The sequence below is a fragment of the Burkholderia sp. GW821-FHT14F03 genome, assembly GCF_058803765.1.
Window position 1 is genome coordinate 40367 of record NZ_JBXAPG010000033.1, and the last position, 25779, is coordinate 66145.

Consider the following 25779-nt stretch of genomic DNA (forward strand, 5'->3'; position numbering starts at 1 on the left):
TACCTGGAGATGGACGACGTATGGCGGCGCTGAGCTTGAAGGGCGTGAAGAAGACCTATGACGGCCGGCAGCCGGTGCTGCACGGGATCGACGTCGAGATCGCGGACGGCGAGTTCGTCGTGCTGGTCGGTCCGTCCGGCTGCGGCAAATCGACGCTGCTGCGCATGATCGCGGGGCTCGAATCGGTATCGGACGGCGAGATCGCGATCGGCGGCCGGGTGGTGAACGCGCTGGAGCCGAAGGATCGCGACATCGCGATGGTGTTCCAGAACTACGCGCTGTATCCACACATGACGGTCGCGCAGAACATGGGCTACGGGCTGCGGATCCGCGGCCTCGCGCGCGTGGAGATCGACGCGCGCGTCGCGGCGGCCGCGAAGATCCTCGAGCTGGAGCCGTTGCTGCAGCGCCGGCCGCGCGAGCTGTCGGGCGGCCAGCGGCAGCGCGTTGCGATGGGGCGCGCGATCGTGCGCGAGCCGTCGGTGTTCCTGTTCGACGAGCCGCTGTCGAATCTCGACGCCAAGCTGCGCGTGCAGATGCGGCTCGAGATCCAGCGCCTGCACGCGCGGCTCGCGACGACGAGCGTGTACGTGACGCACGACCAGATCGAGGCGATGACGCTCGCGCAGCGCGTGATCGTGATGAACCGCGGCCACGCGGAGCAGATCGGCGCGCCCGTCGATGTCTACGAGCAGCCCGCGACGACCTTCGTCGCGGGCTTCATCGGCTCGCCCGCGATGAACCTGCTGCACGGCCGGCTGGCGGAGGATGGCGCGAGCTTCGAGGTCGCGGGCGGCGGCCCGCGTCTGCCGGTGGCGGGCGCGCCCGGGATCGGCGCGGGCGTCGCGGCCGGCCGCGAGTGGATCCTCGGCGTGCGGCCGGAGCACATGACGCCGCAGTCGGGCCTCGCGCAGGCGCCGCTCGTCGTCGACTCGTGCGAACTGCTCGGCGCGGATAATCTCGCGCATGGGCGCTGGGGCGCGCACGATGTCGCGGTGCGGCTGCCGCACGCGGATCGTCCCGCGAACGGCGCGACGCTGCCGGTCGCGCTGCCCGCGCACCGGCTGCACTTCTTCGATCCCGATACCGGCCGGCGCGCCGGCTGACCGAACCCACGATGACCATGACGACACCGACCGCCTGGCCTTATCCGCGCCTCGTCGCGCACCGCGGCGGCGGCGCGCTGGCGCCCGAGAACACGCTTGCCGCGCTCGACGAGGGGGCGCGGCGTGGTTACCGGATGGTGGAATTCGACGCGAAGCTGGCGTCGGACGATGTTGCGTTTTTGCTACACGACGACACGCTGGAACGCACCTCGGACGGCGTCGGCCCGGCGGCCCGGCTGCGTTACGCGGAACTGGCGGCGCTCGATGCGGGGCGCTGGTTCGACGCGCGCTTCGCCGGCGAGCGGATGCCGACGCTCGAGCAGGCGGCCGCGCGTTGCGCGTCGCTCGGCCTGCTGGCGAATGTCGAGATCAAGCCGTGTCCGGGCCGGGAGCGCGAGACTGGCCGCGTGGTCGCGACCGAAGCCGCGTTGAGCTGGCGCAACGCGGCGGTGCCGCCGCTGCTGTCGTCGTTCTCGCGGACCGCGCTGGAGGCGGCGCGCGACGCGGCGCCCGGGTTGCCGCGCGGCATGCTCTACGAGAGGGTGCCCGCCCACTGGCGCGAAGAGGTGGTCGAGGCGCTGGGCTGCGTATCGTTGCATGCGCACCACGCCCAGTTCGACGAGGCGCTGGTGCAGGCGATCCACGCGGCCGGGCTGCGGATCCTCGTCTATACGGTGAACGACCCTGAGCGGGCGCTGGCGCTCGCGCGCTGGGGCGTCGATCTGATCTGTACCGACCGGATCGACCTGATGCCTGTGGATTTTCTCGGCGCAGGCGCATGAATCTGCCGTCGTGTGCGTAAAATGCGCACGAACCTGTGCTCCCGGCGCGATGCCGGGGCAGGAAATATCGACCGTCTCGTAACGTTGGGAAAATTCCGCTACAAATTGCAGCGGAATTAACCATTCCCCAAATATTCGACTACGCTTAGAAGCGGTAGCCGATGTTCAGGTAGGTGACGATCGGGTTCAGCGAGATCTTCGCCTTCGACGTTTCGGTCAACGTGCCGACCGCGGACTGTCGCGCGGTCGTGAACGTCGCGGTGACGCTGATCGGGATGTACGAGATCGACAGGCCGCCGAACCAGTGCTTCGTGAAGGCGTAGCTGAAGCCGGCGTTGAAGACGGGCGCCCACTGGTTGCTGGTGGTGGCGCTGGTCGGGCCGCCGAGCACGCCCTGCTCGAACGTGCCGTTCGTGATCTTCGCGCCGGTGAACCAGGTGTAGGTCGCGCCGATGCCGACATACGGGCGGAACCGCGATTCGGCGCTGTTGAAGTGGTAGCGGAGCAGCATCGTGGGGCTCCACTGGTATGCGCGCCCCAATACGCCAAACTGGGAGAACTGACCCTTGCCGGTGATGTCGAACTTCGGCGGAATCCCGGCGATGAACTCGGTGGAGATGTGATCGGTGATGAAATAACCGACCGCGAGGCCGAACGTATCGGAGTCGTTGATGCCGGCGCCGGTGTTGGGAACCGCTCGGTTGACGGGCGAACCGCCGACGTTATAGACGAACAACGGATCGCTGCTGTCCTGGGGGGCGAGATGGAGCCAGCCCGTGCTGATGTAAGTAGTCCCTGCCGATTGCGCATGTGCGGCCGTTCCTGCGAGCATGAACGACAGAGCAACAGCCCCCGTAATGGCCAGTTTTTGTTTCATCCCTTGTCTCCTCCGGTAAAGGCGTGCCCATTATGAACACGACGTTTCAAACAGAACAGCGTTGTAAGTTAGAGCTTTCTCCCTAGGATTCGCACGACCGTACTTGTTTCCCGCACCGCGCAGGGCTTTGCGCGAGTGCACCAAATCGGGCCTTCGGGTATTTCCTAACGCGATCAAACGGACATTCAGCATGGCACGGCTAGCACGACTCTATGTTCCCGATCAGCCGCAGCACGTGATTCTGCGCGGCCTGGACCAGCAACCGGCGTTCGTCGACGACCAGGATTACGAACTCTTCATTGATTGCCTGAAGGCGGCGGCGCGCGATCATCACCTCGGGGTGCATGCGTATGTGCTGCTGCCGCGCCAGGTGCAACTGCTCGTCACGCCGAGCGACGAGGCCAGCCTGCCGAAAGCGATGCAGGCGGTCGGCAGGCGCTACGTCGCCCACTTCAACCGCCGCTACGCGCGGCGCGGCACGCTCTGGGAAGGTCGCTACCGCGCGACCGTGATCGAGGGCGAGCGCTACTTCCTGCTCGCGAGCCGCGTCGTCGAGCTGAGCCCGGTGCGCGCGCAGCTGGTGACGGCGCCGGACGCGTACCGCTGGTCGAGCTATCGGCATCACGTCGGCGTCACCGTCGACAGCCTGATCACCGACCATCCGCTCTACTGGGCGCTCGGCAACACGCCGTTCGAGCGGCAGCGCGCCTACAAGGAGCTGTGCGAGCAGCCGCTCGACGAGCGCCAGGCCGACCAGCTGCAACAGGCGACGCTGAAGGGCTGGGTCCTCGGCGGCGACACCTACCGCGAGTGGGCGGCGCGCACCGCGAACCGGCGCGTGTCGCCGCTGCCGCGCGGGCGGCCGCGAAAGGTACGCGAGAACACCCCGCCTGTCCAGCAGTGAGCCCTCGGGCGGACAACGGAGCGGCATCCCCGGATGCCGCTTCTTTTTGCCCCATTTTGATACGCCCCCAATAAAACAGGTAAATCATGCACCATGATGATAATTAGGGCTCAATCATCGAGCTTTATTTGCTATTCCCTTGATTCGTCGCGTATATTCCGAATTCCGGCGGTCCCGGGCGCAGGTCCGCCCGCCTCTGGCCAGCCGCACCGCCGCAGGGCGGCGGTCTACAAGAAAATGGTTTAACGGCCTTCAGGCCCCTTACAGACGGTGTCCCCATGAACGACCACCAGCAGCCGCACTGCGCGGTTCCCGCCGAGCAAGGTCTGTATGACCCGCACAACGAGCACGACGCCTGCGGCGTCGGTTTCGTCGCTCACATCAAGGGCAAGAAAAGCCACGAGATCATCGAGCAGGGCCTGAAGATCCTGGAGAACCTCGACCACCGCGGCGCGGTCGGCGCCGATCCGCTGATGGGCGACGGCGCGGGCATCCTGATCCAGATTCCCGACGCGTTCTACCGCGAGGAAATGGCCAGGCAGGACGTGCAGCTGCCGCCCGCGGGCGAATATGGGGTCGGCATGATCTTCCTGCCGAAGGAGAACGCGTCGCGGATCGCGTGCGAGCAGGAGCTGGAGCGTACGGTGAAGGCCGAGGGGCAGGTGGTGCTCGGCTGGCGCGACGTGCCCGTCGATGCGACGATGCCGATCTCGCCGACCGTGAAGTCGACCGAGCCGATCATCCGGCAGATCTTCATCGGCCGCGGCAAGGACATCATGGTGACCGACGCGCTCGAGCGGAAGCTGTACGTGATCCGCAAGACCGCGAGCCACCGGATCCAGGCGCTCAAGCTCAAGCACGGCAAGGAATACTTCGTGCCGTCGATGTCGGCGCGCACGGTGGTCTACAAGGGGCTGCTGCTCGCGGGCCAGGTCGGCGTGTACTACCGCGACCTGCAGGATGTGCGCGTGGTGTCGGCGCTCGCGCTCGTGCACCAGCGCTTCTCGACCAACACCTTCCCGGCCTGGGAGCTTGCCCACCCGTACCGGATGATCGCCCACAACGGCGAGATCAACACCGTGAAGGGCAACGTCAACTGGCTGAACGCGCGCACCGGCGCGATCGCGTCGCACGTGCTCGGCGACGACCTGCCGAAGCTGTGGCCGCTCATTTATCCGGGCCAGTCCGACACCGCGTCGTTCGACAACTGTCTCGAACTGCTCGTGATGGCGGGCTATCCGCTCGTCCACGCGGTGATGATGATGATTCCGGAGGCGTGGGAGCAGCACACGCTGATGGACGACAGCCGCCGCGCGTTCTACGAATACCACGCCGCGATGATGGAGCCGTGGGACGGCCCCGCCGCGATCGCGTTCACCGACGGCCGCCAGATCGGCGCGACGCTCGATCGCAACGGCCTGCGTCCGGCGCGCTACGTGATCACCGACGACGATCTCGTGATCATGGCGTCGGAATCGGGCGTGCTGCCGATTCCCGAGTCGAAGATCGTCAAGAAGTGGCGTCTGCAGCCGGGCAAGATGTTCCTGATCGACATGGAGCACGGCCGCATCATCGACGACAAGGAACTCAAGGACAACCTCGCCAACGCGAAGCCGTACAAGAGCTGGATCGATGCGGTGCGCATCAAGCTCGACGAGATCGAGCCGAAGGAGGAGGACGTCGCGGCCGGACGCAGCGAGGGCGCGGCGCTGCTCGACCGCCAGCAGGCGTTCGGCTACACCCAGGAAGACCTCAAGTTCCTGATGGCGCCGATGGCGCAGCAGGGCGAGGAGGCGGTCGGCTCGATGGGCAACGACTCGCCGCTCGCGGTGATGTCGAACAAGAACAAGACGCTCTACCACTACTTCAAGCAGCTGTTCGCGCAGGTGACGAACCCGCCGATCGACCCGATCCGCGAGAACATGGTGATGTCGCTCGTGTCCTTCATCGGCCCGAAGCCGAACCTGCTCGACACCAACAACATCAACCCGCCGATGCGGCTCGAAGTGTCGCAGCCGGTGCTCGACTTCCGGGACATCGCGAAGATCCGCGCGATCGACCAGTACACGGGCGGCAAGTTCAGCGCGTACGAGCTGAGCATCTGCTATCCGGTCGCCTGGGGCAAGGCGGGCATCGAGGCGCGGCTCGCGTCGCTGTGCGCGGAGGCCGTCGACGCGGTGAAGTCCGGCTACAACATCCTGATCGTGTCCGACCGCAAGACCGACGCCGGGCATGTCGCGATTCCCGCGCTGCTCGCGACCTCGGCGATCCACACGCATCTCGTCCAGCAGGGGCTGCGCACCAGCACCGGGCTCGTCGTCGAGACCGGCTCGGCGCGCGAGACGCACCATTTCGCGCTGCTCGCGGGCTACGGCGCGGAAGCCGTGCACCCGTACCTCGCGATGGAAACCCTGGCCAAGCTCGCGGACGGGCTGCCGGGCGACCTGTCGGCGGACAAGGCGATCTACAACTTCACGAAGGCGGTGGGCAAGGGGCTGCTGAAGGTGATGTCCAAGATGGGCATCTCCACCTACATGTCCTACACCGGCGCGCAGATCTTCGAGGCGCTCGGCCTGTCGACCGACCTCGTCGAGAAGTACTTCAAGGGCACGGCGTCGAAGGTCGGCGGCATCGGCCTGTTCGAGGTGGCGGAGGAGGCGATCCGCCTGCACCGCGATGCGTTCGGCGACGATCCGGTCCTGCGCGACATGCTCGACGCCGGCGGCGAGTACGCGTACCGCGTGCGCGGCGAGGATCACATGTGGACGCCCGACACGATCGCGAAGCTGCAGCATTCGACGCGCAGCAATTCCTACCAGACCTACAAGGAATACGCGAACCTGATCAACGACCAGACCCGGCGGCACATGACCTTCCGCGGCCTGTTCGAGTTCAAGGTCAATCCGGCGAAGGCGATCCCGATCGACGAGGTGGAGTCCGCCAAGGAGATCGTCAAGCGCTTCGCGACGGGGGCGATGTCGCTCGGCTCGATCAGCACCGAGGCGCACACGACGCTCGCGATCGCGATGAACCGGATCGGCGGCAAGTCGAACACCGGCGAGGGCGGCGAGGACGAGAACCGCTATCGCAACGAACTGCGCGGCATTCCGATCAAGAACGGCGATACGCTGAAGTCGATCATCGGCGACGAGATCGTGCGCGACATCGCGCTCAAGGACGGCGATTCGCTGCGCTCGCGCATCAAGCAGGTCGCGTCGGGCCGCTTCGGCGTGACGGCGGAGTACCTGGCCTCGGCCGACCAGATCCAGATCAAGATGGCGCAGGGCGCGAAGCCCGGCGAGGGCGGCCAGCTGCCGGGGCACAAGGTGTCCGAGTACATCGGCAAGCTGCGCTACTCGGTGCCGGGCGTCGGCCTGATCTCGCCGCCGCCGCACCACGACATCTATTCGATCGAGGATCTCGCGCAGCTGATCCACGACCTGAAGAACGTGAACCCGGTCGCGAGCATCTCGGTGAAGCTCGTGTCGGAAGTGGGCGTCGGCACGGTCGCGGCGGGCGTCGCGAAGGCGAAGGCGGATCACGTGGTGGTCGCCGGCCATGACGGCGGCACGGGCGCGTCGCCGCTGTCCTCGGTCAAGCATGCCGGCACGCCGTGGGAGCTCGGCCTCGCGGAAACCCAGCAGACCCTGGTGCTGAACCGCCTGCGCGGCCGCATCCGCGTGCAGGCCGACGGCCAGATGAAGACCGGCCGCGACGTCGTGATCGGCGCGCTGCTCGGTGCGGACGAATTCGGCTTCGCGACCGCGCCGCTCGTCGTCGAGGGCTGCATCATGATGCGCAAGTGCCACCTGAACACCTGCCCGGTCGGCGTCGCGACCCAGGATCCGGTGCTGCGCGCGAAGTTCTCGGGCCAGCCGGAGCACGTGGTCAACTTCTTCTTCTTCATCGCCGAGGAAGTGCGCGAGATCATGGCGCAGCTCGGCATCGCGAAGTTCGACGACCTCGTCGGCCGCGCCGATCTGCTCGACACCCGCAAGGGCATCGAGCACTGGAAGGCGAAGGGCCTCGATTTCGCGCGCGTGTTCTACCAGCCGGAAGGCTGCGAGGAAGTGGCGCGCCGCCATGTCGAGAGCCAGGAGCACGGCCTCGAGCGCGCGCTCGACCATACGCTGATCGAGAAGGCGAAGGCCGCGATCGAGAGCGGCGAGCACGTGTCGTTCATCCAGCCGGTGCGCAACGTGAACCGCACGGTCGGCGCGATGCTGTCCGGCGCGATCGCGAAGCGGCACGGCCACGACGGTCTCGCCGACGATGCGATCCACATCCAGCTCAAAGGCACGGCGGGGCAGAGCTTCGGCGCGTTCCTCGCGAAGGGCGTGACGCTCGATCTCGTCGGCGACGGCAACGACTACGTCGGCAAGGGGCTGTCGGGCGGCCGCATCATCATCCGTCCGACCAACGATTTCCGCGGCAAGTCCGAGGAAAACATCATCTGCGGCAACACCGTGATGTACGGCGCGCTCGAAGGCGAGGCGTTCTTCCGCGGCGTCGCGGGCGAGCGCTTCTGCGTGCGCAACTCGGGCGCGACCGCGGTCGTCGAGGGCACGGGCGACCACGGCTGCGAGTACATGACGGGCGGCACGGTGGTGGTGCTGGGCGAGACGGGGCGCAATTTCGCGGCGGGCATGTCGGGTGGCGTCGCCTACGTGTACGACCCGGACGGCGCGTTCGCCGGCAAGTGCAACAAGGCGATGGTCGCGCTCGATCCGGTGCTGCAGCAGGCGGAGCAGGAACGCACGGTCGACCGCGCGCTGTGGCACGCGGGCGCCACCGACGAAGCGCTGCTCAAGGGGCTCGTCGAGCGTCACTTCCAGTTCACGGGTTCGCCGCGCGCGAAGTCGCTGCTGGAAAACTGGGATGCGTCGCGCCGCCAGTTCGTGAAGGTGTTCCCGCAGGAATACAAGCGCGCACTCGGCGAACTCGGCGCGAAGAAGGCGGCGAAGGAAGTCCTCGCCGCCTGAGCGCCCCGCCCCCGAACGCATAGCGACAGCGTCCGCCCGTGAAGGGCGGACGCGGCTCCCCTCACCCGATACACAGATTCAGACGAGAACCTTATGGGCAAGGCAACCGGTTTTCTGGAGTTCGAACGCCGCCACGAGGCGTACGAAGCACCGCTCACGCGCGTGAAGCACTACAAGGAATTCGTCGCGGCGCTGTCCGACGACGATGCGAAGGTCCAGGGCGCGCGCTGCATGGATTGCGGGATCCCGTTCTGCAACAACGGCTGCCCCGTCAACAACGTCATCCCGGACTTCAACGACCTGGTGTTCCGCCAGGATTGGCGCACCGCGATCGAGGTGCTGCACTCGACCAACAACTTCCCGGAGTTCACGGGCCGGATCTGCCCGGCGCCGTGCGAGGCGGCCTGCACGCTCGGCATCAACGACGACCCGGTCGGCATCAAGTCGATCGAGCACGCGATCATCGACAAGGCCTGGGCGGAAGGCTGGGTCGAGCCGCAGCCGAACGCGCGCAAGACCGGCAAGAAGGTCGCGGTGGTCGGCTCCGGTCCGGCGGGCCTCGCGGCCGCGCAGCAGCTCGCGCGCGCGGGCCATGACGTGACGGTGTTCGAGAAGAACGACCGGATCGGCGGCCTGCTGCGCTACGGGATTCCCGACTTCAAGCTCGAGAAGTGGCTGATCGACCGGCGCATGCGCCAGATGGAGGCGGAAGGCGTGACGTTCCGCACCAGCGTGTTCATCGGCAAGGAGCCGCTGCCCGCCGAGATCGGCAACATGGCGAAGGACACCCTCTCGCCCGAGACGCTGCGCGACGAGTACGACGCCGTGGTGATCGCGGGTGGTTCGGAAACGCCGCGCGACCTGCCGGTGCCGGGCCGCGAGCTGGCCGGGATCCATTACGCGATGGATTTCCTGCCCCAGCAGAACAAGGTCAACGCCGGCGACAAGCTGGTTGACCAGCTGCTCGCGAAGGGCAAGCACGTGGTCGTGATCGGCGGCGGCGATACCGGCTCCGACTGCGTCGGCACCTCGAACCGTCATGGCGCGAAGCAGGTCACGCAGTTCGAACTGCTGCCGCAGCCGCCCGAGCAGGAGAACAAGGCGCTCGTGTGGCCGTACTGGCCGATCAAGCTGCGCACGTCCTCGTCGCACGACGAGGGCTGCGAGCGCGACTGGGCGGTCGCGACCAAGCGCTTCGAAGGCAAGAACGGCAAGGTCGACAAGCTGATCGCGGTGCGCGTCGAATGGAAGGACGGCAAGATGCAGGAGGTCGCCGGCTCGGAGTTCGAGATCAAGGCCGACCTCGTGCTGCTCGCGATGGGCTTCACGCAGCCGGTCGCGCCGGTGCTCGATGCGTTCGGCGTCGCCAAGGACGGGCGCGGCAACGTGCGCGCGGCGACCGACGGCGAGCGCGCGTATCACACCTCGGTCGACAAGGTGTTCGCGGCGGGCGACATGCGGCGCGGCCAGTCGCTCGTGGTGTGGGCGATCCGCGAGGGGCGCCAGTGCGCGCGCGCGGTCGATGCTTTCCTGATGGGGCATTCCGAGCTGCCGCGCTGAGCGGTTCGGGCAGTTCGCACCGGCAACCGGGCGTCGCGAGACGCCCGGTTTTTTTATGGCCGCGCGCTTTGGCGCATCGCTTCACTTGCTTTCACAATCATCACAAATATTACGTTTTAGTAAGAGTTCGATAAACCTGTCATATCATGACGCCCCTTGCCCGGTCATGACCTGGAGCAAAAATTATCTGACCCCAATCAGGAGGCTAGCGGATGGAAGGATTTGTGCATGCGTTGATCGACGGCATCAACGGCATTCTCTGGAGCTACGTGCTGATCGCGCTGCTGCTCGGCGCGGGCCTGTGGTTCACATTGCGCTTCAGGATGATCCAGTTGCGGGCGCTGCTGCTGAGCATGAAGCTGGTCGGCAGCAAGGGCGAACCGGGCAGCATCTCGTCGTTCCAGGCGTTCGCGACCGGCCTCGCGAGCCGGGTCGGCACCGGCAACATCGCCGGCGTGGCGGTCGCGCTGACCGTCGGCGGCCCGGGCGCGATCTTCTGGATGTGGATGACGGCGCTCGTCGGGATGTCGTCGGCCTTCGTCGAGGCGACGCTCGCGCAGATCTTCAAGGTCTCGCACCATGACGGCACCTACCGTGGGGGGCCCGCGTACTATATTCAGATCGGGCTGCGTTCGCGCGGCTTCGGCGTGCTGTTCTCGCTGTCGCTGATCCTGGCCTTCGGTTTCGTGTTCAACGCGGTGCAGGCGAACGCGATCGCGGAGGCCTTCAACGCGTCGTTCGGCTGGAGCCGCGCGGCGGTCGGGCTGGGCCTCGTGCTGCTGACCGCGCCGATCATCTTCGGCGGGATCCGCCGGATCGCGAACGTCGCGCAGGTGATCGTGCCGGTGATGGCGATCGGCTATCTCGCGCTCGCGGTCTACGCGGTGGCGACGCACGTCGCGATGGTGCCGGAGATGATCATGCTGATCGTGAAGAGCGCATTCGGCCTCGAGCAGGCGGCGGGCGGCCTGACGGGCTACGCGGTGAGCCAGGCGGTGGCGATCGGCGTCAAGCGCGGGCTGTTCTCGAACGAAGCGGGGATGGGCAGCGCGCCGAACGCGGCCGCGACGGCCAGCACGCGCCATCCGGTCACGCAGGGCCTGATCCAGATGCTCGGCGTGTTTGTCGACACGATCGTGATCTGCAGCGCGACCGCGTTCGTGATCCTGCTGTCGGGCCAGTACGAGGTCGGCACCGCGATGGAAGGCGCGGCGCTCACGCAGCGCGCGATCTCGAGCCATGTCGGCGACTGGGGCGGGATCTACATGGCGGTCGCGATCTTCTTCCTCGCGTTTTCCTCGGTGATCGGCAACTACGCGTATGCGGAAGGCAATGTCGAGTTCATCACCAAGCGGCGCGGCGCGGTCCTGGTGTTCCGGCTCGCGGTGCTCGGGATGGTGATGTTCGGCAGTGTCGGTCAGCTGCCGCTCGTGTGGGCGATGGCCGACACCAGCATGGGCCTGATGGCGCTCATCAACCTGCTCGCGATCCTCGCGCTCGGCAAGTATGCGCATGCCGCGTGGCGCGATTACCAGCGGCAGCGCGCGGCAGGCGTCGCCGATCCGGTGTTCACGCGCAAGACGATTCCCGAGCTGGACAAGGTGCTGCCCACCGACGTGTGGGGCGAGCATGGCCCGCTGCCGCAGGGCGAGCGGCTCGGCGCGGCGCGCGAATCGGCCGGCGCACGCGCGGCGGCCACGCGCTGAGCATGGCGCCGGCCGGCCGCGCTGCTTCGTCGCGCTGGATCCCGACGCGGGTTCGCGCGAGGCGCTGGCGGCATTGCCGGTCGCGGCCGGCGCGCGGCGCACGCCGCGCGCGCAGCTGCAACTGACGCTTGCGTTCAACAGATCCTTGAGGAGTTACGCCGGCATCCCCGGCGCGGCCCACGGCGTCACGTAGCCGGGCGCGATGATGCCGGCATTGCCGAGGCTCGTCGCGAGCGCGGCGTCGGGCTCGCGCTCGATCGCCGTGACCTCGCAGCCGGCCTCGCGCAGGTGGAACGCGGTGGCGACGCCGATCGCCCCTGCGCCGAGAACGACCGCATGCATGGCGGCGCCCCGTGCCTCAGCCCGCGCCCACGCCGGCTTCCACGAGCGACTTGCCGCGGGTTTCGGGCAGCACGAGCGCGGCGACCACGACGAGCAGGTAGCCGCCGCCCGCGACGTAGCCGATCGCCTGCACGAGCGACATCGACTGCGACAGCGCGCCGACCGCGATCGGGAACAGCGAGCCGAGACCGCGGCCGAGGTTGTAGCAGAAGCCCTGGCCGGAGCCGCGGATCGCGCCGGGATAGAGTTCCGACAGGTACGCGCCGATGCCGGCGAACACGCCCTGCACGACGATGCCGAGTGGAAAGCCGAGCAGCAGCATGGCGTCGTCGGTGATGGGCAGCATGGTGTAGGCCATGCCGATCGCGAACGAGCCGATCGCGAACAGGATGAACGACGCGCGCCGTCCGATCCGGTCGGACAGGATGGCGCCGACCAGATAGCCGAGGAACGAGCCGGTGATCAGCACGATCAGGTAGCCGCTGGTGTTGAACACGGACAGGTGCCGGACGGTTTTCAGGTAGGTGGGCAGCCAGGTCGTGATCGCGTAGTAGCCGCCCAGCATGCCGGTGCACAGCAGGCTGCCGAAACAGGTCGCCTTCAGGTGCGCGGGGGCGAAGATCTGCAGGAACGGTGTGCGCCCGCCGCGGGCTTCGCGGGCGCGGCGAGCGGCGACGTACAGTTCGGGGTCGCGCACGTGACGGCGGATGTAGAGGATCCACAGCGCGGGCGCGAGGCCGATCCAGAAGCACGCGCGCCACGCATACTGTTCGGGCAGCAGCGCGAAGAACGCCCAGTACAGCAGCGCGGCCAGGGCCCAGCCGACCGACCAGCTGCTCTGCAGGGTGCCGACCGCCTTCGCGCGATGCTGCGGCGAGCGGATCGTCTCGGCCATCATGATCGTCACCACCGACCATTCGCCGCCGAAGCCGAGGCCCTGCAGCGTGCGGGTCGCGAGCAACTGCTCGAACGAGTTCGTGAAGCCGGACAGGCAGGTGAACAGCGCGAAGGTCGCGATCGTCCATTGCAGCACGCGCACGCGGCCGTAGCGATCGGCGAGGATGCCGGCGAGCCAGCCGCCGAGCGCCGACGACACCAGCGCGCTGGTCGCGATCAGACCCGCCTCGCTGCGCGTCATGCCCCATGACGCGATCAACGTCGGGATCAGGAATGAATAGATCATGAAGTCGAACGCGTCGACCCCGTAGCCGCCGAAGCCGGCGTAGAGCGTGCGGCGCTCGCGCGTCGACAGCTCGTGGAACCACTGGAATGCCTGCATGCGCGCCGTTGCTCCCGGTGTCGTGGGGGTCGCGGGCTATTGTAAGGGGCGGGGCGGCGGAGCAAAAAAGAAGCCGCGCTCGGAATGCGTGGGGGGCGGGTCGGGCCGGGAGCCGGGCCGGCGCCGGGGTCCGGCGTCGAACCTCGGCCGGGCGCGAGGCGCCCGGCGTCGCGCCAGCGGCCGGAGACCGCCGGCGTGAACCGACGCGCGCGAGGCGCGCCGGCGCTGGCGCTACGCGGCGAGCTTCTGGTCGGCGCGCTGCACGTCGAGCGTCTCGTGGTGGAAGCTCGCGAGCGATTCGCGGTGCGCGACGCTCACGATCGCGGCCTTCGGCAGGCGCTCGTTGAGCACGTGATAGAAGCGCGCCTCGTTGTCGGCGTCGAGCGCGCTCGTCGCTTCGTCGAGGAACAGGTAGTCGGGCTTGTGCAGCAGCACGCGGGCGCCCGCGAGACGCTGCTGCTCGCCCGGCGACAGGATGCGGGTCCAGTGGCCGGTCTCGGCGAGGCGCTCGGCATAGGCGTCGAGATGGCAGGCGCGCAGCGCGTCGCGGCAGGCCTCGTCGCTGAACGCGTCGGCGCCCGACGGATACGCGAGCGCCGCCTTCAGCGTGCCGATCGGCAGGTAGCTCTGCTGCGGGACGAACATCATGCGCGCGCCGGACGGCGCGTCGATCGCGCCGTCGCCGAACGGCCACAGGCCCGCCAGCGCGCGCATCAGCGTGCTCTTGCCGGCCCCGGAGGCGCCGCGCACGAGCCAGCGCGAGCCGGGGCGGATCGCGATGTCGCCGATCGTCGCGAGCGGCTGGCCGTCGGGCAGCGCGAGCCGCAGGCCGGCCGTCGCGACCCGGTCGGCGTCGACCTGGCGCAGCGCGATGCCGCCGTGGCCGTGGGCCGCGGCCTCGGCGCGCTCATTGTGCGACGCATGCGCGACGCGCTTGAATTCGCGCAGACGGTTGACGGTCGCGCGCCATTCGACGAGCGTGCCGTAGCTGTTGATGAACCACGAGAACGATTCGCTGACGGTGTCGAACGCGGCGCGGATCTGCATCAGCACGCCGAACGAGAACGCGCCCGCGAAGTAGCGCGGCGCGGCGACCACGATCGGGAAGATGATCGCGATCTGGCCGTAGAAGCTGAGCACGAACGAGAGCCGCTTGGTGTAGCGCATGATGCGCCACCAGTTGTCCTTGATGTGCGCGAACACGCCGTTGACGTTGTCGCGCTCCCTGCGCTCGCCGTCGTAGAACGCGATCTGCTCGGCGTTCTCGCGGATCCGGATCAGGCCGAAGCGGAAGTCGGCCTCGACCCGCTGCTGCTGGTAGTTGAGCGGCACGAGCTGGTGGCCGAACCAGTGCGTCATCAGCGAGCCGAATATGGCGTACAGCGCGGCGGCCCACACCATGTAGCCGGGGATCATGACCGGCGAGCCGCCGAGCGTGATGGTGAGCGCGCCCGCGAGCGACCAGAGGATCGTCACGAACGACACGAGCGTGACGACCGTCGACAGCAGGTCGAGGGTCAGCGCGAGCGTGGTGGTGGCGAACGACGCGAGATCGTCGCTGATCCGCTGGTCGGGGTTGTCGGCGAGGCGGTCGCGTTCGATCCGGTAGAACGCGCGCGCGCCGAGCCATTCCTCCAGGAAGCGCTCGGTGAGCCACTGCCGCCAGCGGAAGCCGAGCATCTGCCGCAGGTAGCGGCCGTAGACGAACAGGATGATGTACGCGAATGCGAGCCCGCTGAACACGAGCAGCAGGTGCGGGAAGTCGTGGACGTCCTTCGATTCCAGCGCGTTGTAGAACTGCGCGTTCCACTTGTTGAGCTTGACGTTGATCGCGACCATCAGCAGGTTGATCGCGATGATCGTGATGAACAGCGTCCAGGCGATCTTCCATTCGGACGAGACCCAGTAGGGCTTGATGAGCCGCCACGCCGACACGTCGCGCGCGGACGCGGCGGGATCGTGCGGATCGGGGCGGGCGGAGGGGGGCGATTGGCTCATGGGCGTCCTGATGAGTGGACCGGATACCGCGCCGCGCGCGGCGCGCCTGAAAACAGTGCCGCATGGCGGCGGGCGTGCGCCGATTGTGTGGGGCGCGGCTTAAACGGCCCTTAACGCGCGGGCCGGGCGCGACCGGACCCGGCCCGATCATCGGGCATTGTGCCAGCGCGGCGGGGCGTCGGGCGATTTTGCCGCAGGCGCCGGTTTGCGGCCGTTTCCGCTTTTATGGTCTAATGACCGCCGACGAAACAGGGGTGCTTTGCACGCCAGCCGCCCGGCGACGGGCGTGGCGCGACGAGGCTGAGAGAGACCCTTCGCACCCGATCCGGGTAATACCGGCGCGGGAAGTTTCCGATCCCGCCGGGCCGCGCTGGCCGTCATTCCCGTTTCGCCAGCGCCTCGCACGCCCGGCCGGCCCTGGCTGCCGGTTTCGTCCTTTTGGGTGCGCGCGCCGCGTGTTGCGGAAGGATTCGATGACCGTTCATTCTTCATTTGTATGTTTCCCGTGGTCCTGCTGTCGCGCTGCTGCGCGGGCGGGGGGGCGCTCATGACGCCGCTCGGATCGCAAGCCGATTTCGCGGTGCTGGGCGGCGGCCTGGTCGGTCGGCTGGTCGCATGGCGGCTGGCGGGCGAGGGCCATCGCGTCGTGCTCGTCGAGCGCGGCGACGCGGCCGGGTCGGGCGCGGCCGCCTGGGTGGCCGCCGCGATGCTCGCGCCGCTCGCCGAGGCGGCGAGCGCGGAACTGCTGATCACCGAACTGGGCGCCGCGTCGCTCGAGCGCTGGCCCGCGTGGCTCGCCGAACTGCCGGAGCCGGTGTTCTTCCAGCGCAACGGCACGCTCGTGGTCTGGCATCACGCGGATCGCGCCGAGGCGCCGCTGTTCGAGCGCCGGGTGCGCGCGAACGCGCCGGCGGCGCTGGTCGACGGCGGCTTCGTGCCGCTTGCCGGCGCGCAGGTCGACGCGGCCGAGCCCGCGCTCGGCGGTCGCTTCGCGCGCGGCCTGCTGCTGCCGCGCGAGGGCCAGCTCGACAACCGCCAGACCTTGCATGCATTCGCGGCCGGCCTGGCCGAGCGCGGCGTCGAGACGCACTGGAATACCGTGGTCGATCTCGCGACCGCGCCGGCGGCGCGCGTCACGATCGATTGCCGCGGGCTGGGCGCGAAGCAGGTGTTCCCGACGCTGCGCGGGATCCGCGGCGAGGTGGCGCGCGTGCACGCGCCGGGTATCGGCCTGAGCCGTCCGGTGCGGCTGCTGCATCCGCGCTACCCGCTCTACATCGCGCCGAAGGAGCATGACCTGTACGTGATCGGCGCGACCGAGGTGGAGGGCGAGGACATGTCGCCCGTCAGCGTGCGCTCGGCGCTCGAACTGCTGAGCGCCGCGTTTTCCGTGCATCCGGCCTTCGGCGAGGCGCGCATACTCGAACTCAACGCGCAATGCCGGCCGACGCTGCCCGACCACCGACCGGCGCTGGTCTGGGACGGCGGCGCGCGGCTGGCCGTCAACGGCCTGTACCGCCACGGCTTCATGATCGCGCCGGAGGTGGCGGATCAGGCGGCGCGTTTCGCGCGCGCGCTGCTCGAACGCCGGGTGACGGATGCCGATACGTTTGCCGCCTGGCGCGCCGACGCCCGCTGGCCGGCGCTGCTGCAACTGGGCGAGGTGCGCGAGCCCGCGTGAGCGCCGCGCCGAACCGATACCGACTTTTCGCATGATGGACATCCAGATCAATCAACAGATGCTGACCCTGCCCGACGGCGCGACGGTCGCCGACGCCCTCGCCGCGTACGGCGCGACGCCGCCGTTCGCGGTGGCCCTGAACGGCGCGTTCGTCGCGCGCACCCAGCACGCGGCGCGTGCGCTCGCCGGCGGCGACCGGCTCGATGTCGTGCATCCGGTGGCGGGCGGCTGACGCCGCCGCTTCCGGCCCAACCAGGATTCTTCGATGACGTCCCTTCCTTCCGCCGACGCGCTCACGCTGTACGGCGAAACCTTCGCGAGCCGCGTGCTGATCGGCACGTCGCGCTATCCGTCCCTGCAGTCGCTGTCCGACTCGATCGCGGCGTCGCGGCCGGGCATGGTGACGGTCGCGCTGCGCCGCCAGATGAACGCGGGCGCCGGCGAGACCGGCTTCTTCGAACTGCTCAAGCGCCACGCGGTGCCGCTGTTGCCGAACACGGCCGGCTGCCAGACGGTCGCGGAGGCGGTCGCCACCGCGCAGATGGCGCGCGAGGTGTTCGAGACCGACTGGATCAAGCTCGAACTGATTGGCGACGACTACACGCTGCAGCCGGACCCGGTCGGGCTGATCGAGGCCGCCGCGCTGCTTGTGAAGGACGGTTTCAAGGTGCTGCCGTACTGCACCGAGGATCTCGTGATCGGCCGGCGCCTGCTCGACGCGGGCTGCGAGGCGCTGATGCCGTGGGGCGCGCCGATCGGCACCGGCAAGGGCGTGCTCAACCCATACGGCCTGCGCGTGCTGCGCGAGCGCCTGCCGGACGTGCCGCTGATCGTCGATGCGGGGCTCGGCGTGCCGTCGCACGCGTGCCAGGTGATGGAATGGGGCTTCGACGGCGTGCTGCTCAACACGGCCGTGTCGCAGGCCACCCATCCGGAGATCATGGCGCGCGCGTTCGCGCAGGGCGTCGAGGCCGGCCGCGCCGCATATCTCGCCGGCCCGATGGACGCGCGCGAGATCGCGCACGCGAGCACGCCGGTGGTCGGCATGCCGTTCTGGCACCAGGACGGGGGTGGGGCGTGAGCCTCGCGTTTCCGGCCGTGTTCTGGCCGCCCGCCGACGAACTGGCCGAGGCGGCCGGGCGGATCCGCCCGGCGCTGGGCGCGTGGCCCGCGCCCGCCGCGCCGCTGCGGCTGTGCGTCGCACGGCCGGCGCAGGCCGGCGCGGGCGACCTGCTGGTGACGCCCGCCGCCGATTGCGCGCCCGCCGACGCGGCGCGGCTCGCGGCCTCGGGCGCGGGCGTGATCACGTTCGTGGAACGCGCGGCGGTGCTGTACTGGGGCGCGGCCTGCTATCCGCTCGACGCCGCCGCGCCGCTCGCGGACGACTGGCTGGCCGCGTTCGCGGCGTTCCTCGACTGCGGCTTCGCGCCGCCCGATGCACTGGTGCTCGCGCTCGCGTGGCGCGACGGCGACGAGGCGGCCGGCGCCGACGCCTGGCCCGTCGATCCCGACCGCTTCCCGCGCGCCGCGGCGCCCGCGCTGCCGCCAGGCCCGGGCTTCGCGCCTTGCCCGGCGCGGCTCGGCCTGTATCCGGTGCTGCCGAGCGCCGACTGGGTCGAACGGGTGCTCGAATGCGGTGTGCGCACGGTCCAGCTGCGCGTCAAGGAGGCCGAGCCGGCCGTGCTGCGCGCGGAGATCGCGCGGGCGGTGGCGGCGGGGCGGCGCTATCCGGACGCGCGGGTGTTCATCAACGATCACTGGCAGCTGGCGCTGGCGGCCGGCGCGTACGGCGTCCACCTGGGCCAGGAGGATCTCGAGACGGCCGACCTCGGCGCGCTCGCGGCCGCGGGCGTGCGGCTCGGCCTGTCGAGCCACGGCTACTACGAGATGCTGGTCGCGCTGAGCGTGCGGCCGAGCTACCTGGCGCTCGGGCCGGTGTTCGCGACCGCCACCAAGGCCGTTGCTGCGCCGCCGCAAGGCCTGGCCCGGATCGCCCGCTACGCGCGCTTCGCGCTCACCCGGGCGCCGCTCGTCGCGATCGGCGGGATCGGCCCCGACACCCTGCCGGCGGTCCTGGCGACGGGCGTCGGCGGCGTCGCGGTGGTCAGCGCGGTGACAGGCGCCGCGGACTATCGGGCGGCCGTCGCCGCCATGCAGGCGCAATATTGCTGCAACGCAACAGCCGCGCCGTCACCATTTGACACTCTCTGACTGAGACCCCGATTCGTGCGTCGCGACATCATTCCAAGGCAGGCCCTATAATTCGGCGTTCTGCGTAAAAGGAATGCCAATTCCGTGAGCCCTCCTCCCGAGACCCTGCTTGAGCTTCGCGACGTCGATTTCGGCTACGGCGACCGTCTTGTCCTGTCGAACCTGAACATGCGTTTCGGACGCGGCCAGGTGGTCGCGGTCATGGGCGGCTCGGGCTGCGGCAAGACGACCGTGCTGCGGCTGATCGGCGGGCTCGTGCGCGCGCGCCGCGGGCAGGTGCTGTTCGGCGGCGCGGACATCGGCGCGCAGTCGCGCGACGGCCTGTACGCGCTGCGCCGCAAGATGGGCATGCTGTTCCAGTTCGGCGCGCTGTTCACCGACATGTCGGTCTACGAGAACGTCGCGTTCGCGCTGCGCGAGCATACCGACCTGCCGGACGCGCTGATTCACGACCTGGTGCTGATGAAGCTCAACGCGGTCGGGCTGCGCGGCGCGCGCGACCTGATGCCGTCCGAGGTGTCGGGCGGGATGGCGCGGCGCGTGGCGCTCGCGCGCGCGATCGCGCTCGATCCCGAGTTGATGATGTATGACGAGCCGTTCGCGGGCCTCGACCCGATCTCGCTCGGCATCACCGCGAACCTGATCCGCACGCTGAACCAGGCGCTCGGCGCGACCTCGATCCTCGTCACGCACGACGTGCCGGAATCGTTCGCGATCGCCGACTACGTCTATTTCCTCGCGAACGGCGGCGTGCTCGCCCAGGGCACGCCCGACGAGCTGCGCGCGTCGACCGACCCGAGCGTGCGCCAGTTCATCGACGGCACGCCGGACGGCCCGTTCCGGTTTCACTACATGAGCCAGCCGCTCGCGGCTGACTTCGGACTTGGCGGAGGGCGGGAATGATCAGCGCGATCGGACGTTTCGTGATCGGCGGCCTCGGCCAGGCAGGCTACGCGGCCCGCATGTTCGCGCGCCTCGTGCTCGAGTTCTTCCCGCTGCTGCGGCGGCCGCGGCTCGTCACGAAACAGATTCATTTCCTCGGTAATTATTCGTTCGTGATCATCGCCGTGTCGGGCCTGTTCGTCGGCTTCGTGCTCGGCCTGCAGGGCTACTACACGCTGAACCGCTACGGCTCCGAGCAGGCGCTCGGCCTGCTCGTCGCGCTGTCGCTCGTGCGCGAGCTGGGCCCCGTCGTGACCGCGCTGCTGTTCGCCGGGCGCGCGGGCACCTCGCTCACGGCCGAGATCGGCCTGATGAAGGCGGGCGAGCAACTGACCGCGCTCGAGATGATGGCGGTCGATCCGCTCAAGACCGTGATCGCGCCGCGCATGTGGGCCGGGATCATCACGATGCCGCTGCTGGCCGCGATCTTCAGCGCGGTCGGCGTGATGGGCGGCTACGTGGTCGGCGTGATCCTGATCGGCGTCGATTCCGGCGCGTTCTGGTCGCAGATGCAGGGCGGCGTCGACGTCTGGAACGACGTCGGCAACGGCGTATTGAAAAGTGTCGTATTCGGTTTCGCGGTGACCTTCATCGCGCTGTTTCAAGGTTACGAAGCGAAGCCGACGCCGGAAGGCGTGTCGCGCGCGACGACCAAGACCGTCGTGTACGCGTCGCTCGCCGTACTCGGCCTCGATTTCCTGCTGACTGCGCTGATGTTCAGCTAAAGCCTTTTTGGGATGACGATGAAAAAGACTGCTCTCGACTTCTGGGTCGGCCTGTTCGTGGTGTTGGGTTTCATTGCGCTGCTGTTCCTCGCGCTGAAGGTCGGCAACATGAGCTCGCTGTCGTTCCAGGCGACCTATCCGGTGAAGATGAAGTTCGACAATATCGGCGGCCTCAAGCCGCGCGCGGCGGTGAAGAGCGCGGGCGTGGTGGTCGGCCGGGTCGGGTCGATCGGCTTCGATACCAACACCTACCAGGCGCTCGTGACGATCGACCTGTTCCAGCAGTATCCGTTTCCGAAGGATTCTTCCGCGAAGATCCTGACCTCCGGCCTGCTCGGCGAGCAGTACATCGGCCTGGAGCCGGGCGGCGACACCGAGATGCTGAAGGCGGGCGACACGATCACGATGACCCAGTCCGCGATCGTGCTGGAGAACCTGATCGGCCAGTTCCTGTACAGCAAGGCGGCGGATGCCGGCGCGGGCAAGCCCGCGTCGGGCGCCGCCGCACCGGCCGCGTCCGCGCCGGCCGGCCAATAAACGACAGAGAGAAGAGGGAAACCACCATGCAGACGATGCGCATCAGAAACGCACTGCTCGCGACGGCGGCCGTCGCGGCGATGAGCGGCTGTGCGACCGTGCAGACGCCGACCAAGGGCGACCCGTTCGAGGGCTTCAACCGGTCGGTCTACAAGTTCAACGACACCATCGATACCTATGGCCTCAAGCCGGTCGCGCAGGGGTATGCGTGGGTCGTGCCGCAGCCGGTGCGCGAGAGCATCGCGAACGTCTTCTCGAACGTGGGCGACGTCTACATCGCCGCGAACAACCTCGCGCAGCTGAAGATCGCCGACGGCGTCGGCGACATCATGCGGGTGGTGATCAACACGGTGTTCGGCGTCGGCGGCCTGTTCGACGTCGCGTCGGCCGCGAAGCTGCCGAAGCACAGCGCCGATTTCGGCACCACGCTCGGCCACTACGGCGTGCCGTCCGGCCCGTACCTGGTGCTGCCGCTGCTCGGCCCGAGCACGGTGCGCGACACGGCCGGCCTCGCGGTCGACTATCTCGGCAACCCGCTCACCTATGTGAAGCCCGACAGCGTAAGCTGGGCGCTGTTCGGCGTGAACCTCGTGAACACGCGCGCGAACCTGCTCGGCGCGGGCGACGTGCTGAACGCGGCGGCGATCGACAAGTACTCGTTCGTCCGCAACGCGTACCTGCAGCGCCGTCAGGCTCTGATCTCGGGCGCCAACGTGCAGGACTACGGCAGCGAGGCGCTGCCCAAGTACGATCTGCCGGACGACGCCGCGGCGCCCGCCGCGGGCGCCGCGGCGGCCTCGGGCGCGGGCGCGCCGAATCCGGCGAGCGCGACCAACGTGCCGGCGCAGCAGTTCGTGCCGCCGTCGCCGGGCGGCGTGCGCCTGCCGAACATCCTGCGCTGACCCGCGCGGATTTACATTCGTTACAGCCGGAAACGATTCGGCGGGCGGCGGAGCCGAACTTGCGGCGCCGCTCCCGCTCCAAGCATCGCACCGACTTCATTGACGCAGGACCTCAATCCTATGAAGAAAATCTTTCTGATCCCCATGTTCGCCGCGTTCTTCGCGTTCGGCGGCGCCGCCCACGCGCAGGTCGACCAATCGAATCCGCAGGCCCTGATCAAGACCGCGACCCAGCAGGTGCTCGACGAAGTGCGCGCCCAGGCGATCAAGCCGGGCGACATCAACCGGGTGACGGCGATCGTCAACCGCGACATCCTGCCGTACGCCGACTTCCGCCGCACCACGCAGATCGTGATGGGCCGCAACTGGCGCACCGCGACGGCCGCGCAGCAGCAGCAGATCGTCGAGCAGTTCAAGATACTGCTGATCCGCACCTACTCGGGCGCGCTCGCCCAGCTGAAGCCGGACCAGCAGATCCAGTACCCGCCGTTCCGCGCCGATCCGGCCGACACCGACGTCGTGGTGCGCACGGTCGCGATGAACAACGGCCAGCCGGTCCAGATCGACTACCGGCTGTACAAGAGCGCGCAGGGCTGGCGCGTGTATGACCTGAACGTGCTCGGCGCGTGGCTGATCCAGACCTATCAGCAGCAGTTCAACGAGAAGATCCAGCAAAGCGGCGTGGACGGCCTGATCCAGTTCCTGACCCAGCGCAACGAGCAGCTGGCGGCGGGCAAGGCGTCGTGAAGTCCTTCAATGCCGGCGCGACGCTGACCCACGCGAGCGCGACCGCCGCGCTCGCGCAGGGGCTCGCGCAGATCGACGCGGGCGCCACCGTGGTCGACTGCGCGGCGCTCGCGCAATTCGACTCCTCCGCGCTCGCGGTGCTGCTCGCCTGGCAGCGCGCCGCGCGCGCGCGCGGCGTCGCGCTCGACATCCTTCATCTGCCGCCGAAGCTCGCGAGCCTCGCGCAGGCCTACGGCATCGACACGCTCCTCGCCGAGCGACATTGACGCTCGCCGCGTCAGGGCGCGGGTGCGGCTTTCGCGCCCGGCCCACCCTCCCGGTTTGGCCTATAATCGAACGTTTGTGGGCCGGCTGACCGGTCCCCGTTTTTCCCCATTCGCACCAGCACAGAGAAGGCGTCGCGGCCCGGGCCGCGCTCAGTCATGTCAGCCATAGAAATCCGTCACGTCAAGAAGCGCTACAAGGCGCTTCAGGCGCTCAAGGGCGTCAGCCTGTCGGTCGAGGAAGGCGAATTCTTCGGCTTGCTCGGCCCCAACGGCGCCGGCAAGACCACCCTCATCAGCATACTCGCGGGCCTCGCGCGGGCCGACGAAGGCAGCGTCGCCGTCCGCGGCCACGATGTCGTCAAGGACTTCCGCGCCGCGCGCCGCGCGCTCGGCGTCGTGCCGCAGGAGCTCGTGTTCGATCCGTTCTTCTCGGTGCGCGAGACGCTGCGGATCCAGTCCGGCTACTTCGGGCTGCGCCGCAACGACGACTGGATCGACGAGGTGATGGCGAACCTCGATCTCACCGACAAGGCCGACGCGAACATGCGCGCGCTGTCGGGCGGCATGAAGCGGCGCGTGCTGGTCGCGCAGGCGCTCGTGCACCGTCCGCCCGTGATCGTGCTCGACGAGCCGACCGCGGGCGTCGACGTCGAGCTGCGGCAGACCTTGTGGAAATTCATCTCGCGCCTCAATCGCGAGGGCCACACGATCGTGCTGACCACGCACTACCTGGAAGAAGCCGAAGCGCTGTGCGACCGCATCGCGATGCTGCGGCGCGGCGAGGTGGTCGCGCTCGAGCGCACCGCGGCGCTGCTGCAGCGCTTCGCCGGGCTGCAGCTGTTCCTGCGCCTCGCGCAGGGCGCGCTGCCCGCCGAGCTGCGCGCGCTTGAGGCCGATGGGGGCGCGGGCACCGGCGGCGCGCCCGCCCAGCCGGGCGAGCACCTGCTGCGCCTGACGAGCTACGACGAGGTCGAGCGGATCCTCGCGCAATGCCGCGCGGCCGGCTGCGCGTTCGACGAGATCGAGATCCGCAAGGCCGACCTGGAGGATGTGTTCGTGCAGGTCATGAATGGGGCAGAAGTCGTCGAGGGATTGGCATGAGCGGGTTTCGCACGCTGTTCTACAAGGAAATCCTGCGGTTCTGGAAGGTGTCGTTCCAGACCGTGCTCGCGCCGGTCGTGACCGCGCTGCTGTACCTGACCATCTTCGGCCACGCGCTGACGGGCCGCGTCGACGTCTATCCGGGCGTCGAGTACGTGAGCTTTCTCGTGCCCGGCCTCGTGATGATGAGCGTGCTGCAGAACGCGTTCGCGAACAGCTCGTCGTCGCTGATCCAGTCGAAGATCACCGGCAACCTCGTGTTCATGCTGCTGCCGCCGCTGTCGTACGCCGACATCTTCGGCGCGTACGTGCTCGCCTCGGTCGTGCGCGGCCTCGCGGTGGGCGCGGGCGTGTTCGTCGTGACGGTGTGGTTCATCCCGATGAGCTTCGCGGCGCCGCTCTTCATCGTCGCGTTCGCGCTGCTCGGCTCGGCGATCCTCGGCACGCTCGGCCTGATCGCCGGGATCTGGGCCGAGAAGTTCGACCAGCTCGCCGCGTTCCAGAACTTCCTGATCATGCCGCTCACGTTCCTGTCGGGCGTGTTCTATTCGACTCATTCGCTGCCGCCCGTGTGGCGCGAGGTGTCGCGGCTCAACCCGTTCTTCTACATGATCGACGGCTTCCGCTACGGGTTCTTCGGCATCGCCGACGTCAATCCGTTCGCGAGCCTCGCGATCGTCGCCGGTTTCTTCGTGCTGCTCGCGCTCGTCGCGATGCGGCTCCTCTCGACCGGCTACAAACTGCGTCATTGAGATGAAGCGCGCCGCCCGCGCCGCCTGCCGGGCGGGCCGGCGCGCATAGCGTATAGACAGGAGCATTCCATGTTGCCGACTCCCGAACAGGTCAAGCAATACATCGCAGGCGGGCTCGCCTGCACCCATCTGGAAGTCGAGGGCGACGGCCAGCATTTCTTCGCGACGATCGTCTCGCCCGCCTTCGAGGGCAAGCGGCCGATCCAGCGGCACCAGCTCGTCTACGCGGCGCTCGGCGACCGCATGAAGCAGGAAATCCACGCGCTCAGCATGAAGACGCTGACGCCCGCCGAATGGCAGAACGCATAACCGGAATTCACTGAGTGCAAGTCACCGTCAACGAACACGACGCCGTCGAGCGCGTCGCCACGGCAAGCCC

The 25779-nt window shown here is 68.4% G+C and carries 22 protein-coding genes, 2 pseudogenes and 1 riboswitch; of the genes and pseudogenes, 20 read left to right on the forward strand and 4 right to left on the reverse strand.

Annotated elements, in window-relative coordinates; translation table 11 throughout:
• The first annotated feature begins 20 nt into the window (after nucleotides 1-20).
• Both AC1RQF_RS21925 and ugpQ read left to right on the forward strand, forming a co-directional pair.
• The gene (locus AC1RQF_RS21925; RefSeq protein ID WP_274000752.1) at nucleotides 21-1106 is read left to right on the forward strand and encodes a sn-glycerol-3-phosphate import ATP-binding protein UgpC; all 1086 of its coding nucleotides are present in this window, start codon (nucleotides 21-23) and stop codon (nucleotides 1104-1106) included.
• A gap of 17 nt (nucleotides 1107-1123) precedes the next feature.
• On the forward strand, nucleotides 1124-1888 hold the full coding sequence (gene ugpQ / locus AC1RQF_RS21930; protein WP_274000753.1) for a glycerophosphodiester phosphodiesterase: 765 nt from the start codon (nucleotides 1124-1126) through the stop codon (nucleotides 1886-1888).
• Nucleotides 1889-2033: 145 nt separating this feature from the next.
• Here ugpQ and AC1RQF_RS21935 read toward each other — a convergent pair whose 3' ends face one another.
• Entirely contained in the window at nucleotides 2034-2765 is a 732-nt protein-coding gene (locus AC1RQF_RS21935) for an OmpW/AlkL family protein (RefSeq protein WP_274000755.1), read from the reverse strand.
• A gap of 190 nt (nucleotides 2766-2955) precedes the next feature.
• Here AC1RQF_RS21935 and AC1RQF_RS21940 point away from each other — a divergent pair, with 190 nt between their 5' ends.
• From AC1RQF_RS21940 to AC1RQF_RS21960, 5 genes and pseudogenes are all read left to right on the forward strand, one after another.
• Nucleotides 2956-3669, forward strand: a complete 714-nt coding sequence (locus AC1RQF_RS21940; protein ID WP_274000757.1) for a transposase — start codon at nucleotides 2956-2958, stop codon at nucleotides 3667-3669.
• Between the two features lie 278 nt (nucleotides 3670-3947).
• Nucleotides 3948-8651, forward strand: a complete 4704-nt coding sequence (locus tag AC1RQF_RS21945) for a glutamate synthase-related protein (RefSeq protein WP_274000758.1) — start codon at nucleotides 3948-3950, stop codon at nucleotides 8649-8651.
• 93 nt (nucleotides 8652-8744) lie between these two features.
• Nucleotides 8745-10211, forward strand: a complete 1467-nt coding sequence (locus tag AC1RQF_RS21950) for a glutamate synthase subunit beta (protein WP_274000760.1) — start codon at nucleotides 8745-8747, stop codon at nucleotides 10209-10211.
• A 212-nt stretch (nucleotides 10212-10423) separates the two neighbouring features.
• Entirely contained in the window at nucleotides 10424-11917 is a 1494-nt protein-coding gene (locus AC1RQF_RS21955; RefSeq protein WP_492872947.1) for an alanine/glycine:cation symporter family protein, read from the forward strand.
• Between the two features lie 34 nt (nucleotides 11918-11951).
• Nucleotides 11952-12053: pseudogene (locus tag AC1RQF_RS21960) on the forward strand (RNA 2',3'-cyclic phosphodiesterase); the annotation flags it as partial.
• A 23-nt stretch (nucleotides 12054-12076) separates the two neighbouring features.
• Here the strand turns inward: AC1RQF_RS21960 and AC1RQF_RS21965 are convergent.
• The 3 genes and pseudogenes from AC1RQF_RS21965 to AC1RQF_RS21975 form a co-directional block, all read right to left on the reverse strand.
• Nucleotides 12077-12259 (reverse strand): annotated as a pseudogene (locus AC1RQF_RS21965) (FAD-dependent oxidoreductase); the annotation flags it as partial.
• Nucleotides 12260-12275: 16 nt separating this feature from the next.
• The gene (locus AC1RQF_RS21970) at nucleotides 12276-13538 is read right to left on the reverse strand and encodes an MFS transporter (RefSeq protein WP_492872948.1); all 1263 of its coding nucleotides are present in this window, start codon (nucleotides 13536-13538) and stop codon (nucleotides 12276-12278) included.
• Nucleotides 13539-13769: 231 nt separating this feature from the next.
• Nucleotides 13770-15536 carry an ABC transporter ATP-binding protein/permease gene (locus AC1RQF_RS21975; RefSeq protein WP_274000764.1) on the reverse strand — a complete coding sequence of 589 codons (1767 nt, stop codon included), beginning with the start codon at nucleotides 15534-15536 and terminating at the stop codon, nucleotides 13770-13772.
• A gap of 240 nt (nucleotides 15537-15776) precedes the next feature.
• Nucleotides 15777-15900, forward strand: a riboswitch (TPP riboswitch).
• A 183-nt stretch (nucleotides 15901-16083) separates the two neighbouring features.
• Here AC1RQF_RS21975 and AC1RQF_RS21980 point away from each other — a divergent pair.
• The 13 genes from AC1RQF_RS21980 (at nucleotide 16084) to AC1RQF_RS22040 (ending at nucleotide 25709) form a co-directional block, all read left to right on the forward strand.
• A complete protein-coding gene (locus AC1RQF_RS21980) occupies nucleotides 16084-17217 on the forward strand; it encodes an FAD-dependent oxidoreductase (protein WP_492872949.1) in 1134 nt (377 codons plus the stop codon).
• Nucleotides 17218-17251: 34 nt separating this feature from the next.
• Entirely contained in the window at nucleotides 17252-17449 is a 198-nt protein-coding gene (gene thiS / locus AC1RQF_RS21985; RefSeq protein ID WP_492872961.1) for a sulfur carrier protein ThiS, read from the forward strand.
• 33 nt (nucleotides 17450-17482) lie between these two features.
• A complete protein-coding gene (locus tag AC1RQF_RS21990) occupies nucleotides 17483-18298 on the forward strand; it encodes a thiazole synthase (RefSeq protein WP_492872950.1) in 816 nt (271 codons plus the stop codon).
• Nucleotides 18295-19428, forward strand: coding sequence for a thiamine phosphate synthase (gene thiE / locus AC1RQF_RS21995; RefSeq protein ID WP_492872951.1), 1134 nt, complete (start codon nucleotides 18295-18297; stop codon nucleotides 19426-19428). The genes AC1RQF_RS21990 and thiE overlap by 4 nt, the downstream gene beginning before the upstream one ends.
• An 84-nt stretch (nucleotides 19429-19512) precedes the next feature.
• Nucleotides 19513-20331 (forward strand): ABC transporter ATP-binding protein, encoded by an 819-nt coding sequence (locus AC1RQF_RS22000; RefSeq protein WP_274000770.1) that lies wholly within the window; start codon nucleotides 19513-19515, stop codon nucleotides 20329-20331.
• Nucleotides 20328-21095: a lipid asymmetry maintenance ABC transporter permease subunit MlaE gene (gene mlaE / locus AC1RQF_RS22005; RefSeq protein ID WP_274000771.1), complete on the forward strand. Its 768-nt coding sequence runs from the start codon at nucleotides 20328-20330 to the stop codon at nucleotides 21093-21095. Before AC1RQF_RS22000 ends, mlaE begins: the two co-directional genes overlap by 4 nt.
• Nucleotides 21096-21107: 12 nt before the next feature.
• On the forward strand, nucleotides 21108-21632 hold the full coding sequence (mlaD, locus tag AC1RQF_RS22010; RefSeq protein ID WP_492872952.1) for an outer membrane lipid asymmetry maintenance protein MlaD: 525 nt from the start codon (nucleotides 21108-21110) through the stop codon (nucleotides 21630-21632).
• 26 nt (nucleotides 21633-21658) lie between these two features.
• Nucleotides 21659-22534: an MlaA family lipoprotein gene (locus AC1RQF_RS22015; RefSeq protein WP_492872953.1), complete on the forward strand. Its 876-nt coding sequence runs from the start codon at nucleotides 21659-21661 to the stop codon at nucleotides 22532-22534.
• Nucleotides 22535-22654: 120 nt separating this feature from the next.
• Entirely contained in the window at nucleotides 22655-23281 is a 627-nt protein-coding gene (locus AC1RQF_RS22020) for an MlaC/ttg2D family ABC transporter substrate-binding protein (RefSeq protein ID WP_274000775.1), read from the forward strand.
• Nucleotides 23278-23547: an STAS domain-containing protein gene (locus tag AC1RQF_RS22025; RefSeq protein WP_274000776.1), complete on the forward strand. Its 270-nt coding sequence runs from the start codon at nucleotides 23278-23280 to the stop codon at nucleotides 23545-23547. Before AC1RQF_RS22020 ends, AC1RQF_RS22025 begins: the two co-directional genes overlap by 4 nt.
• A gap of 156 nt (nucleotides 23548-23703) precedes the next feature.
• Nucleotides 23704-24648 carry an ABC transporter ATP-binding protein gene (locus tag AC1RQF_RS22030; RefSeq protein ID WP_274000777.1) on the forward strand — a complete coding sequence of 315 codons (945 nt, stop codon included), beginning with the start codon at nucleotides 23704-23706 and terminating at the stop codon, nucleotides 24646-24648.
• Entirely contained in the window at nucleotides 24645-25400 is a 756-nt protein-coding gene (locus AC1RQF_RS22035; protein WP_274000779.1) for an ABC transporter permease, read from the forward strand. The genes AC1RQF_RS22030 and AC1RQF_RS22035 overlap by 4 nt, the downstream gene beginning before the upstream one ends.
• Before the next feature lie 69 nt (nucleotides 25401-25469).
• Nucleotides 25470-25709 (forward strand): BolA family protein, encoded by a 240-nt coding sequence (locus AC1RQF_RS22040; RefSeq protein WP_006406983.1) that lies wholly within the window; start codon nucleotides 25470-25472, stop codon nucleotides 25707-25709.
• Nucleotides 25710-25779 lie beyond the last annotated feature (70 nt).

Excerpts from the sequence above, each read along its gene's own strand:
- AC1RQF_RS21940 (WP_274000757.1), top strand. The coding sequence starts at position 2,956 with ATGGCACGGCTAGCACGACTCTATGTTCCCGATCAGCCGCAGCACGTG.
- AC1RQF_RS21980 (WP_492872949.1), top strand. The coding sequence starts at position 16,084 with ATGACGCCGCTCGGATCGCAAGCCGATTTCGCGGTGCTGGGCGGCGGC.
- AC1RQF_RS22030 (WP_274000777.1), top strand. The coding sequence starts at position 23,704 with ATGTCAGCCATAGAAATCCGTCACGTCAAGAAGCGCTACAAGGCGCTT.
- thiS (WP_492872961.1), top strand. The coding sequence starts at position 17,252 with ATGGACATCCAGATCAATCAACAGATGCTGACCCTGCCCGACGGCGCG.
- AC1RQF_RS21925 (WP_274000752.1), top strand. The coding sequence starts at position 21 with ATGGCGGCGCTGAGCTTGAAGGGCGTGAAGAAGACCTATGACGGCCGG.
- AC1RQF_RS21950 (WP_274000760.1), top strand. The coding sequence starts at position 8,745 with ATGGGCAAGGCAACCGGTTTTCTGGAGTTCGAACGCCGCCACGAGGCG.
- AC1RQF_RS21945 (WP_274000758.1), top strand. The coding sequence starts at position 3,948 with ATGAACGACCACCAGCAGCCGCACTGCGCGGTTCCCGCCGAGCAAGGT.
- AC1RQF_RS22035 (WP_274000779.1), top strand. The coding sequence starts at position 24,645 with ATGAGCGGGTTTCGCACGCTGTTCTACAAGGAAATCCTGCGGTTCTGG.
- AC1RQF_RS21990 (WP_492872950.1), top strand. The coding sequence starts at position 17,483 with ATGACGTCCCTTCCTTCCGCCGACGCGCTCACGCTGTACGGCGAAACC.
- ugpQ (WP_274000753.1), top strand. The coding sequence starts at position 1,124 with ATGACGACACCGACCGCCTGGCCTTATCCGCGCCTCGTCGCGCACCGC.
- AC1RQF_RS21955 (WP_492872947.1), top strand. The coding sequence starts at position 10,424 with ATGGAAGGATTTGTGCATGCGTTGATCGACGGCATCAACGGCATTCTC.
- AC1RQF_RS22020 (WP_274000775.1), top strand. The coding sequence starts at position 22,655 with ATGAAGAAAATCTTTCTGATCCCCATGTTCGCCGCGTTCTTCGCGTTC.
- AC1RQF_RS21970 (WP_492872948.1), bottom strand. The coding sequence starts at position 13,538 with ATGCAGGCATTCCAGTGGTTCCACGAGCTGTCGACGCGCGAGCGCCGC.
- AC1RQF_RS22040 (WP_006406983.1), top strand. The coding sequence starts at position 25,470 with ATGTTGCCGACTCCCGAACAGGTCAAGCAATACATCGCAGGCGGGCTC.
- AC1RQF_RS21975 (WP_274000764.1), bottom strand. The coding sequence starts at position 15,536 with ATGAGCCAATCGCCCCCCTCCGCCCGCCCCGATCCGCACGATCCCGCC.
- mlaE (WP_274000771.1), top strand. The coding sequence starts at position 20,328 with ATGATCAGCGCGATCGGACGTTTCGTGATCGGCGGCCTCGGCCAGGCA.
- AC1RQF_RS21935 (WP_274000755.1), bottom strand. The coding sequence starts at position 2,765 with ATGAAACAAAAACTGGCCATTACGGGGGCTGTTGCTCTGTCGTTCATG.
- AC1RQF_RS22015 (WP_492872953.1), top strand. The coding sequence starts at position 21,659 with ATGCAGACGATGCGCATCAGAAACGCACTGCTCGCGACGGCGGCCGTC.
- mlaD (WP_492872952.1), top strand. The coding sequence starts at position 21,108 with ATGACGATGAAAAAGACTGCTCTCGACTTCTGGGTCGGCCTGTTCGTG.